Annotated in this window: 12 protein-coding genes and 1 pseudogene; 2 read left to right on the top strand and 11 right to left on the bottom strand. The window is 71.4% G+C overall.

Annotated features, from left to right (window positions below; translation table 11 throughout):
- Positions 1-303, top strand: a 303-nt coding sequence (locus CCN39_RS49765; RefSeq protein WP_143264359.1) for a GNAT family N-acetyltransferase, incomplete at its 5' end; no start/stop codon positions are given.
- 18 nt (positions 304-321) lie between these two features.
- Here CCN39_RS49765 and CCN39_RS52290 read toward each other — a convergent pair.
- Positions 322-831: pseudogene (locus CCN39_RS52290) on the bottom strand (GtrA family protein); the annotation flags it as partial.
- Positions 832-918: 87 nt separating this feature from the next.
- Here CCN39_RS52290 and CCN39_RS41775 point away from each other — a divergent pair.
- A complete protein-coding gene (locus CCN39_RS41775; RefSeq protein WP_086851918.1) occupies positions 919-1,437 on the top strand; it encodes a YqaA family protein in 519 nt (172 codons plus the stop codon).
- Here the strand turns inward: CCN39_RS41775 and CCN39_RS41780 are convergent.
- The 10 genes from CCN39_RS41780 to truB all read right to left on the bottom strand — a co-directional run.
- A complete protein-coding gene (locus CCN39_RS41780) occupies positions 1,385-2,122 on the bottom strand; it encodes a hypothetical protein (RefSeq protein ID WP_244211246.1) in 738 nt (245 codons plus the stop codon). The two genes, CCN39_RS41775 and CCN39_RS41780, sit on opposite strands and share 53 nt — an antisense overlap.
- Before the next feature lie 35 nt (positions 2,123-2,157).
- Positions 2,158-2,604, bottom strand: a complete 447-nt coding sequence (locus tag CCN39_RS41785; protein ID WP_167455339.1) for a tetratricopeptide repeat protein — start codon at positions 2,602-2,604, stop codon at positions 2,158-2,160.
- Positions 2,601-3,341 (bottom strand): 4-hydroxy-tetrahydrodipicolinate reductase, encoded by a 741-nt coding sequence (gene dapB / locus CCN39_RS41790; RefSeq protein WP_086851924.1) that lies wholly within the window; start codon positions 3,339-3,341, stop codon positions 2,601-2,603. The genes CCN39_RS41785 and dapB overlap by 4 nt, the downstream gene beginning before the upstream one ends.
- Complete coding sequence (locus CCN39_RS41795; protein ID WP_086851926.1) at positions 3,338-4,702, bottom strand: M16 family metallopeptidase; 1,365 nt, start codon at positions 4,700-4,702, stop codon at positions 3,338-3,340. Before CCN39_RS41795 ends, dapB begins: the two co-directional genes overlap by 4 nt.
- A 72-nt stretch (positions 4,703-4,774) precedes the next feature.
- Positions 4,775-7,036: a polyribonucleotide nucleotidyltransferase gene (locus CCN39_RS41800; protein ID WP_086851928.1), complete on the bottom strand. Its 2,262-nt coding sequence runs from the start codon at positions 7,034-7,036 to the stop codon at positions 4,775-4,777.
- Between the two features lie 236 nt (positions 7,037-7,272).
- Positions 7,273-7,542 (bottom strand): 30S ribosomal protein S15, encoded by a 270-nt coding sequence (gene rpsO / locus CCN39_RS41805; RefSeq protein WP_003084034.1) that lies wholly within the window; start codon positions 7,540-7,542, stop codon positions 7,273-7,275.
- A 132-nt stretch (positions 7,543-7,674) separates the two neighbouring features.
- Positions 7,675-8,178, bottom strand: a complete 504-nt coding sequence (thpR, locus tag CCN39_RS41810; protein ID WP_086851930.1) for an RNA 2',3'-cyclic phosphodiesterase — start codon at positions 8,176-8,178, stop codon at positions 7,675-7,677.
- The gene (locus CCN39_RS41815; RefSeq protein WP_086851932.1) at positions 8,178-8,651 is read right to left on the bottom strand and encodes a helix-turn-helix domain-containing protein; all 474 of its coding nucleotides are present in this window, start codon (positions 8,649-8,651) and stop codon (positions 8,178-8,180) included. The genes thpR and CCN39_RS41815 overlap by 1 nt, the downstream gene beginning before the upstream one ends.
- A 79-nt stretch (positions 8,652-8,730) precedes the next feature.
- Positions 8,731-9,714, bottom strand: coding sequence for a bifunctional riboflavin kinase/FAD synthetase (locus tag CCN39_RS41820; protein ID WP_167455340.1), 984 nt, complete (start codon positions 9,712-9,714; stop codon positions 8,731-8,733).
- 27 nt (positions 9,715-9,741) lie between these two features.
- Positions 9,742-10,527 (bottom strand): tRNA pseudouridine(55) synthase TruB (truB, locus tag CCN39_RS41825; protein ID WP_086851934.1); only part of this gene is annotated, 786 nt, incomplete at its 5' end.

Here is a 10,527-nt window from a genome sequence, read left to right on the forward strand (position 1 = left end):
CAGGCCGACGGCAGCCTGCCCGAGGACGCCGAGACCACCGGGCTGATCGCCACCCTGCTCGTCGAGCCGCGCTGGGGACGCCGCGGGCACGCCGGGCGGCTACTCGCGACGGCCGCCGCGGGCCTGCGGGCCGACGGCGCCACCCGCGGCATCGCCTGGGTCGCCCAGGGCGACCACGCCACCCTGGGTTTCTACCGTCGGGCCGGCTGGAACCCCGACAGCACTGTCCGCACCCTCGACACCGGCGACCGCACCCTCCGCGAGGTCCGGCTCACCGGCACCCTCGACCTCGCCCTGAGCTGAGTCCCGGAAGATCACCCACCGCATCACGGCGTACATGAACACGCCTTCGCACGCGCCCGCGAGCAGCCGCGAGACGTGGTATTCGACGCCCAGCGCCGTCAGCCCCGCGCCCACACCCAGCAGAAACGCCGCGTAATTGACAGCAATCGCAACAATGTAAAGCCCCAGCTGGATTCCAACGGCGGCGTGGGAATGGAAGTTGAACGTCCGGTTCAGCGCGAAGCTCAGCCCGAAGGCGCAGACGTACGCCAGCGTGATCGCCAGCCACACCGGCAGGCCGAGCAGCCCGTGGAAGACGGTCAGCAGCGCCAGGTCGACGCCGAAGGTGAACCCGTTGATGAGGCAGAAGCCGAGAAACGTCGGCGCCACGATCCGCGACAGACCCAGTGGCAGCACGCGCACGACGGCCCGGCAGCAGGCACCGAATCGGTCAGCGGGCGTACGGGATTGCTCGGCGGCCACCCCGCCAGTGTTCCGGCGGCGGGTGACGGGCAGCCGTCCGGCAGGTGATCTTCTGGTGCGGACCACCCGCCGAAGAGGGGGGCCAACCCCCGTGCGCAAAGATTTCGGACTGATAACTTGGAAGAACGCGAGCGGTTTTCAGGAGGTGACACGATGAGCTGGATCCTGCTGACGCTGGGCGTCGCGTTCGGTTCGGCCATCGTGCCACTGGTCAACGCCGAGATCTTCCTGATCGGGCTCTGCGCGAGCCAGCCGGGGCTGCACTGGCTGTGGCTCGGGGCGGCGGTGGCGGTCGGGCAGATCGCCGGGAAGACGCTGTACTTCCTGGCCGCGCGCGGCACCATCAAGCTGCCGAAGCCGCTGCACGACCGGTTGCACCGCGAGCGCCCGATGACGCCCCGGCGCGTGCGCTGGGAGCTGCGGACCAAGCGGGTGCGCGCCTGGGTCGACCGGCTGCGCGAGCGGTGCCACCGCCACCCGCACTGGATGGCCGGGACCTACGGCGTGAGTTCCCTGGTGGGCCTGCCCCCGTTCATGGCGACGAGCGTGCTGGCCGGCCTGGTCCGGATGCGGCTGGTCATGTTCCTGACGACGGGGCTGGCCGGCCGGTGGATCCGGTTCAGCCTGATCGCGGCTTCGCCCGCGGTGTTCGCGGGGTGGCTGCACCACTGAGCACCTGCCACACCGCGGTCCCGGCGACCGCGACGGCGAACGCCCACCCGCCGATCGGCTCCGCGAGCACGGCCACCAGAAAGCAGAACGCCGAGAATCCGCCGAGCCCGCGCAGCACGCCCCGCATGGTCGCCGCGGCCGCCGCCGGGCCGCCTTGCCCCAGGGCGAACGCCGCCACGACGCTCGTCCCGGTCGGGAAGGGCGCCAGCACCCCGGTCAGGTCCGGGCCGAGCCGGCCCGCCGCGGCCGTCAGGGCCACCACGAGCACGGCCGTCGCGAGCGCGCGGGCGGGCAGGTCCCACCACGGCAACGCCACCGGCCCGGCCTCCCCCGGCTCCGGCAGCAGCCGCGTGCCCGCCCAGGCCGCCGCGAGCGCCAGTCCGAGCGCCGGCCACACCGGCACCGGCGCGAAGGACAGCGCGAGATCGAGCGCCAGGCACACGAGCCAGCCGACCAGCAGCGTGCCCGCCCAGCCGCGCGCCCGGGACACCCGCGCGAACACCACCGCGAACGCGGCCAGCGACACCAGCCCCAGCAGCGACGCCGACGCGGCCCGCGCGACGAACGCCGGCCCGTGTTCGAGGTAGGTGATCAGCAGGATCGGCCCCGCGACGACCGGCATCGCGACGAGCAGCCCGGTCACCCCCGGGCCCCAGCGCCGTCCGGCCAGCGACGAGGCGACCACCAGCAGCGGCGCCAGGACGAGCTTCAGCAGCAGCGTCAGCGGTCGGCCGCTTCCAGCTCGACGGCCTTCTTCATCGTCTCGCGCGCCCGGCGGCGGTCACCCGCGATGTCGTAGGCGTACGCGAGCTTGTACCAGGCCCGCCAGTTCCCCTGGTCGGCCTCGACCTCCGCACGGCGCTCGGCGAACCACGCGTCGGCCGCGTCGCGGTCCACGCGGCCCGACGGCCGGCGCGGGAGGTCCGAGACGTCCGGGAGCGCGCCCTCGGCGTCCAGACGCCGCGACAGGCGCTGGATCTGCACCCCGTTGCGCCAGGTCATCACGACGATCCAGCCGCCGAGCAGGGGCAGCAGGAACACGCCGACGCCCAGCGCGATGCCGACGCCCGTGCCCGTCTTGAACAGGGCGAACGCCCGGTCCGCGAGCAGGAACAGGTAGACGACGAGCGCCGCCGTCAGCAGCAGCGCCACATTGCGGGCCCTCACAGGTCGAGGACGTTTTCCAGGCCGACCGTCAGGCCGGGGCGGTGCAGCACCTCGCGCACGCCGAGCAGCACGCCCGGCATGAACGACGTCCGGTCGAGGGAGTCGTGGCGGATGGTCAGGGTCTCCCCCTCGCCGCCGAACAGGATCTCCTCGTGCGCGACCAGGCCCGGCAGCCGGACCGAGTGCACGCGGACCTCCTCGACCGAGGCACCGCGGGCGCCGTCCAGCTCCGCCGTCGTCGCGTCCGGACCCGGCGTCACGCCCGCTTCCGCGCGCGCCTCGGCGATCATCCGCGCGGTGTGCGCGGCGGTGCCCGAAGGCGCGTCGGCCTTGCGGTTGTGGTGCAGCTCGATGATCTCGGCCGAGGCGTAGAACTTCGCCGCCTGGGCCGCGAACCGCATCGCCAGGACCGCGCCGAGGGCGAAGTTCGGCGCGATCAGCACGCCCAGCGAGGGCTTCGGCGCCAAGAGCGCCCGCAGGGCAGCCAGCCGCTCCTCGCTGAAGCCGGTGGTGCCGACGACCGCGTGGATGTCGTGCTCGACCAGGTACTCGAGGTTGCCCATGACGGCGTCGGGGTGGGTGAAGTCCACGACCACCTGCGCGTCGGCGAGCGGGGCGAAGTCGTCGCCCGCGTCCAGCGCCGCCACGAGCTTCATGTCCGAAGCGCCTTCGACGGCGTTCACCACCGTCGCCCCCATCCGGCCGCGCGCGCCGAGCACACCGACGTTGATGGTCATGAAGCGATCACCTCGTGCAGGTCGTCAGGAAGGTCGTCGGCGTGAGCGTACGGCCCGACGACCGCCGCCGCCGAGACCCCGCCCGGCCGCGCGAACAAAGTGCGAGCGAGCGCACACACGTCCTCGGTCGTGACGGCGTCGATGCGCGCGATCGTGTCGTCGACCCCCAGGTAGCGGCCGTAGTTGAGCTCGTTCTTGCCGATCCGCGACATCCGCGACGACGTGTCCTCCAGGCCCAGCACCAGCCCGCCGCGCAGCTGGCCCTTGGCACGGGCCACCTCGGCCTCGGTCAGGCCGTCGACGCCGACCTTGTCGAGCACCTCGCGGATGACGCCGGCCACGTCGCCGAGCTTCTCCGGCTGGCAGCCCGCGTACACGGCCATGTGCCCGGTGTCGGCGTAGCTCGCGACCGACGAATACACCTGGTAGGCCAGCCCGCGCTGCTCGCGGATCTCCTGGAACAGCCGCGACGACATGCCGCCGCCGAGGGCCGCGTTGAGCACCGACAGGGCGAAGCGGCGGTCGTCGTGGCGCGACAGGGACCGCAGGCCGAGCATGACGTGCGCCTGCTCGGTGTCGTCGGTGTGCAGGGCCAGCTTCGGCACGGTCTTGATCCGGGCCCGGCCTTCGCGCGGCGCGATCGGCGTCGCGGTGCCGGTCAGGCGCTCGCCGAGCGCCTTGCGGACCAGGCGCAGCACCTGGTTGTGGTCGATGTTCCCGGCCACGGAAAGGACCATGCGCGGCAGCGTGTACCGGCGCTTGTAGAAGTTCCGCAGGGCGGCCGGGGCCATTTCCACGATCGACTTCTCGGTGCCCAGCACCGGGCGGCCGAGCGGGTGGTCGCCGAGGATCGCCGTCACGAACGTCTCGTGCAGCAGGTCCTCGGGGTCGTCGTCGCGCATCGAAATCTCTTCGAGGACGACGCTGCGCTCCATGTCCATGTCGCGGTCGGTGCACAGCGCGTCGAACACGACGTCGGTGACCAGGTCCATGGCGAGCGGGAGGTCGGCGTCGAGCACCTGCGCGTAGTAGCAGGTGTGTTCCTTCGCCGTGAAGGCGTTGAACTCGCCGCCGACCGCGTCGATCTCCTCGGCGATCTGCGTGGCGTCGCGGTGCTTCGTGCCCTTGAAGAGCAGGTGCTCGAGGTAGTGCGCGGCGCCGGCGACGGCGGCCGGCTCGTCGCGGGAGCCGATGCCGACCCACAGCCCGACCGTGGCCGAGCGCGATGCCGGGACGTGCTCGGTGATCACGCGCAGGCCGCCGGGCAGGACGCTGCGCTTGACGACCGCACCGTCCGGAGTGGACTCCAGCGTGCGGGTGGTGCCGACGGGCTGCTCGGGCCCGGAAACCTGCCGTGCCATGGGTTCCTTACTCACGATGCCGCGAAGGCCTCCCCACCGGGTGCGGCGAGGAGGCCTTCGGCGGAACTGGTGTTACTTGGCGTCGGCCTTGTCGGCGTCGGCGTCGGCGGTGGCGGCCTCACCCTCGGCGGGCTTGGCGGGCTCGTCCTCCTTGACGACGATCAGGCTGATCTTGCCGCGGTTGTCGATGTCGGCGATCTCGACGCGGAGCTTGTCGCCCACGTTGACCACGTCCTCGACCTTGGCGATCCGCTTGCCGTTGCCCAGCTTCGAGATGTGCACCAGGCCGTCCTTGCCCGGCAGCAGCGAGACGAACGCGCCGAACGCGGCCGTCTTCACCACGGTGCCGAGGAAGCGCTCGCCGACCTTGGGCAGCTGCGGGTTGGCGATGGCGTTGATCAGGTCGATCGCCGCGTCGGCCGACGGGCCGTCGGAAGCGCCAACGTAGATCGTGCCGTCGTCCTCGATGGAGATGTCGGCACCGGTCTGCTCGGTGATCGAGTTGATCATCTTGCCCTTCGGGCCGATGACCTCGCCGATCTTGTCCACCGGGATCTTCACGCTGGTGACGCGCGGCGAGTACGGGCTCATCTCGTCCGGGCTGTCGATCGCCTCGGCGATGACCTCCAGGATGGTGATGCGCGCGTCCTTCGCCTGCTTCAGCGCGGCCGCGAGGACCTCCGACGGGATGCCGTCGAGCTTCGTGTCGAGCTGCAGCGCGGTGATGATGTCCTTGGTGCCGGCGACCTTGAAGTCCATGTCGCCCAGGGCGTCCTCGGCACCGAGGATGTCGGTGAGCGCCACGTAGCGGGTCTCGCCGTCGACCTCGTCGGAGACCAGGCCCATCGCGATGCCCGCGACCGGCGCCTTCAGCGGCACGCCGGCGTTGTACAGGCTCATCGTGGACGCGCAGACCGAGCCCATCGAGGTCGAGCCGTTGGAGCCCAGCGCCTCGGAGACCTGGCGGATCGCGTACGGGAACTCGTCGCGCTTCGGCAGCACCGGCACCAGGGCGCGCTCGGCGAGCATGCCGTGGCCGATTTCGCGGCGCTTCGGCGAACCGACGCGGCCGGTCTCACCGGTGGAGAAGGGCGGGAAGTTGTAGTGGTGCATGTAGCGCTTGTGCGTCTCCGGGGACAGCGAGTCGATCTGCTGCTCCAGGCGAAGCATGTTCAGCGTGGTGACGCCCAGGATCTGGGTTTCGCCGCGCTCGAACAGCGCCGAGCCGTGCGCCCGCGGGATCACGGCGACCTCGGCCGCGAGCGACCGGATGTCGGTGAGGCCACGGCCGTCCATGCGGATCTTCTCCGTGAGGACGCGCTGGCGCATGATCTTCTTCGTCAGGGCCTTGAACGCCCCGCCGATCTCCTTGTCGCGGCCCTCGAAGGCTTCGCCCTCGCCGAGGCCGACCTTCTCCAGCACGGCGGCCTTGACCTCGTCGGTCGCGGCGTCGCGGTCCTGCTTGCCGGCGATCTGCAGCGCGCGGGCGAGGTCGTCGGTCGCGATGGCGGCGACGGCCTCGTAGACGTCCTGCTGGTAGGCCGGGTAGACCGGGAACTCGCCGGTCGGCTTCGCGGCGGCGTCGGCCAGGCGCTGCTGCGCCTCGCAGAGGACCTTGATGAACGGCTTCGCGGCCTCGAGGCCCTCGGCGACCGCGACCTCGTCCGGCGCCTTGCCGCCGTCGGCGATCAGTTCGAGCGTGTTCTCGGTGCCCTCGGCCTCGACCATCATGATCGCGACGTCATCGCCGACGATGCGGCCGGCCACGACCATGTTGAAGGTGGCCTTCTCCAGCTGCGACCAGGTCGGGAACGCGACCCACTGGCCCTCGATCAGCGCGACGCGGACGCCGCCGACCGGGCCGGAGAACGGGAGGCCGGCGATCTGGGTCGACGCCGAGGCGGCGTTGATGGCCAGCACGTCGTACGGGTCGTCCGGGTTGAGGCTCTGGACGGTGATGACGACCTGGATCTCGTTGCGGAGACCGTCGGCGAACGACGGGCGCAGCGGCCGGTCGATCAGGCGGCAGGTCAGGATCGCGTCGGTCGACGGGCGGCCCTCGCGGCGGAAGAACGCGCCGGGGATGCGGCCCGCGGCATACATGCGCTCTTCGACGTCCACGGTCAGCGGGAAGAAGTCGAAGTGCTCCTTCGGGTGCTTCGACGCGGTCGTCGCCGAGAGCAGCATCGTCTCTTCGTCGAGGTACGCGACGACGGCGCCGGCGGCCTGCTTGGCCAGGCGGCCCGTCTCGAAGCGGACGGTGCGGGAACCGAACTTGCCGTTGTCGATGACGGCTTCGGTCTCGTGCACGGTGACTCCGGTGGAGTCGGTCATAGATTGTTCTCCTCTTTGGTTCCTCTGTACGGCGCGAGTCTCCCACCCTGGGACCCGTTTCGCCTGAGGACGCTCGAGGAATGAGGCCGGTCTTCGATCGAAGCTCCCGGGACGCTTCCCGGGAACCACTACCGAGGACCGGCGGACGGACCCTCGTGCGCGCTCGCGCCGTTCTTCTCTGCTGTTTTAGACCGAGGGGGAGCGGCCGGTGACGGCCACTCCCCCTCGGGTTGGAGCTATCGGCGCAGGCCGAGGCGCTGGATCAGCGCACGGTAACGCTCGATGTCCACCTTCATCACGTAGTTCAGCAGCCGGCGGCGACGGCCGACCAGCAGCAGGAGCCCGCGACGCGAGTGGTGGTCGTGCTTGTGAGCCTTGAGGTGCTCGGTGAGGCCGACGATGCGCTTGGTGAGCAGCGCCACCTGGGCCTCGGGGGATCCGGTGTCCGAGTCGTGCACGCCGTACTCGGCCAGGATCGACTTCTTCTCTTCGGTGGACAGCGCCACTTGTGTTGCTCCTCGAAATAATCAGTGCCGTGCGGCCCCGGACGCCGGATGCACGCCGGGAAGACGGTCACGGCCGCCACGGACTGCAGCCGGACCCGATCGTTGAGGTTACCAGCCCGCTGAACTGCGTGTTCAGCCGCCGTCCAGCGCGAAGGCGCGGGCCACCCGGTAACGGGGACCACCCGCGTCGCGCTCGCTGGTCATCAGCGCCACTTCGGTGGCCGGCCAGCGCCGGCTCGTGAAGTTCGCGAGACGTTCCGTCCAACGCGCGGCGAGCCCGGATTCTTCCCGGGGGAACCGCGCGAGCGTCAGGTGGGCCCGGTAGGGCCTCGGTTCGGCGCCGGCGCCCGCGGCGTTCGCGAGCGGCGTCAGCTCCGGTCCGGCGACAGTCAACCACAGCACCCCGGGGAACGTCGCGGCCTTTTCCAGCCGGACGTCGACGGCCGGGCGCCCGGCCAGCCGCTCGCCCAGCCAGGCGGCGCGGGTGCCGACGTCGTCCGGCCCGTAGTAGGCGAGGGTGATGTGCCAGCGCTCGGGCGGCTCCCAGCGGAGGCCGTCGCCTCGGTCGCCCAGTGCGCCGGCGATCGCCTCGGCGACGTCGTCCGGTGGGAGCAGCGCGCTGAACAGGACCGGCATCAGGAGCCGTGGCCCGCCCGGCGGAGCAGGTCGGCGATGGCCGGGAACTCGTCGTCGAGGCGCTTGGCGGCCTCGCCGAGGTCCTCGTCCTCGGCCAGGTCGCGCAGGTAGGCGAGGACCTTCGCGTCTTCGTTGACCACCGGGATGTTGTCGCGGCCGACGGTGGGCCGCGAGTCGCGGACGTCCTCCATCGCGGCCAGCATCGCGTCGCGGTTGCCGGCCGCGACCTCGGGCACCAGGATCTTGCGCTCGAGCATGATCATCCTGGCCAGCACGACCGGGTTGCCGATCTTCGCCCGCCGCCCGCTCATCACCTGGCTGAGCATGGGGGCGCTGATCCCGAGGACCTCGGCCAGGAACGCCTGCGAAACGTCGAACGCGACGACGAGCCGGCGCACGCGGTCACCGAGCGGCTCCCCGTACCACTCGCGCTGCAACGCGATGTTCCGCTGGACGATCTTGTGGTCCTCCACCAGTCTCAAGCTCCCCTGTTCGCACCCACCGTCCGTGAGCATCTTGCCATCGCTGTCCGGTACGTGGACGCGGAATCCCCTATTCGTCCCCGGTCAGGGCGTCCGGGGGCAGTTCGAGTGCCTTTCTCGTCTCGACCACGTCGTCGTCGATCTGCGCGACCAGCCCGGCCGAGTCGGCGAACCGCACCTGGTCACGCAGCCGCGTCACGAAGTCGATGGCCACGTGCTGGCCGTAGAAGTCCTCGTCGACGTCGAGGACGAAGGCCTCGACGGTCCGCTCGCGCCCGGAGAACGTCGGGTTGGTCCCCACCGACACCGCGGCGCGCAGCCGGCGCGTGGGGTCAGCCGAACGGGTGAACCACGCACTGTAGACGCCGTCGGCCGGGACGGCGGCGAAGCGCGGGGTCGACAGGTTCGCCGTCGGGTAGCCGAGTTCGTGGCCCCGGCCGTCGCCGCGGACGACGATGCCTTCGAGGCGGTGCGGGCGGCCGAGCGCTTCGGCGGCGGCGACCACGTCACCGGCGTCGATGCACGACCGGACGTACGTGCTGGAGAAGGTGATCGCCGACTGGTCCTCTTCGGACAGTTCCTTGCCCTGCAGCTCGGCGCCGAACGCGGCGAAGCCGAACCGGCGGCCGAGGGTGCGGAGCAGCTCGACGTCGCCGGCCGCCTTGGCGCCGAAGGTGAAGTTGTCGCCGACGATCACCGCGGCCGCGTGCAGCCGGTCGACCAGCACCTCGTGCACGAACTCCTCCGGCTGCAGCCGGGACAGCTCGAGGGTGAACGGCAGCACGCAGAAGACGTCGACGCCGAGGCCCTCGACGATCTCGGCCTTGCGCCGCAACGTCGTCAGCTGGGCCGGGTGGCTGCCCGGGCGCAGCACCTCCGACGGGTGCGGGTCGAACGTCAGCATGACGCTCGGCAGGCCGCGCTCGGCCGCCGCCGCCACCGTCCGGCTGATCAGCTCCTGGTGCCCGCGGTGCACACCGTCGAACACGCCGATGGTGACCACGCACCGGCCCCAGCTGCCGGGGAGATCCCCCAGCCCACGCCACCGAAGCACGTCACACTCCCGTCTCTCGAGCCCACCCTAGGCGGGCAGCAACACGACAACCGCGCGGGACACGCCTTGTTCGTCGGCGGCCAGGGCGAGCACCCGGCCGTCGGGACCGAAGAGCCCGTAGGTGCCTTCGACGCCGGCGGCCGGGATGCGCTGGCCGTGGCGGATGGCTTTCGCCGTGGCGGCGTCGAGGTCGCGGCGCGGGAACGCGGCGGCGACGGCGGCGTCGAGGTCGAGGCTCAGTTCGGGCTGCTGCTCGAGCTGGTCGAGGGTCCTCGCCTTGGCGAGGGTGAAGGGGCCGACGGTGGTGCGCCGGAGGGCCTTCAGGTGGCCACCGACGCCGAGGTCCGCGCCGAGGTCGCGGGCCAGCGCGCGGACGTAGGTGCCGGAGGAGCACTCGACGACGGCGTCGACCTCGACGTGGTCCTCTTCGTGGCGGACGGCGAGGACGTCGAAGCGGTAGACGGTGACCGGGCGGGCCGGGATGACGACGTCCTCGCCGGCGCGGACGCGGGCGTAGGCGCGCTTGCCGTCGATCTTGACCGCGCTGACCGCGCTCGGCACCTGCTGGATGTCGCCGGTCAGCTTGTCCACGCCGTTCGCGATGTCTTCGTCTTGGACGTTCGCGGTCTCGGCCGTGGTGAGGACTTCGCCCTCGGCGTCGTCGGTCGTAGTGCTGCTGCCGAGGCTGAGGGTCGCCAGGTAGGTCTTGCGGTCCAGGGCCAGGTGGCCGAGGAGCTTGGTGGCCCGCTCGATGCCGAGCACGAGCACGCCGGTCGCCATCGGGTCGAGCGTGCCGGCGTGCTCGTGCTCGGC

The sequence above is a fragment of the Amycolatopsis kentuckyensis genome (genome assembly GCF_002155975.1).
In the GTDB taxonomy this organism is placed as follows: Bacteria; Actinomycetota; Actinomycetes; order Mycobacteriales; family Pseudonocardiaceae; genus Amycolatopsis; species Amycolatopsis kentuckyensis.

What these genes read in the sequence shown, in the direction of transcription:
- dapB (WP_086851924.1), bottom strand. Translation starts at nt 3,341, where the DNA reads ATGACCATCAACGTCGGTGTGCTCGGCGCGCGCGGCCGGATGGGGGCG.
- thpR (WP_086851930.1), bottom strand. Translation starts at nt 8,178, where the DNA reads ATGCCGGTCCTGTTCAGCGCGCTGCTCCCACCGGACGACGTCGCCGAG.
- CCN39_RS41795 (WP_086851926.1), bottom strand. Translation starts at nt 4,702, where the DNA reads ATGGCACGGCAGGTTTCCGGGCCCGAGCAGCCCGTCGGCACCACCCGC.
- CCN39_RS41800 (WP_086851928.1), bottom strand. Translation starts at nt 7,036, where the DNA reads ATGACCGACTCCACCGGAGTCACCGTGCACGAGACCGAAGCCGTCATC.
- CCN39_RS41775 (WP_086851918.1), top strand. Translation starts at nt 919, where the DNA reads ATGAGCTGGATCCTGCTGACGCTGGGCGTCGCGTTCGGTTCGGCCATC.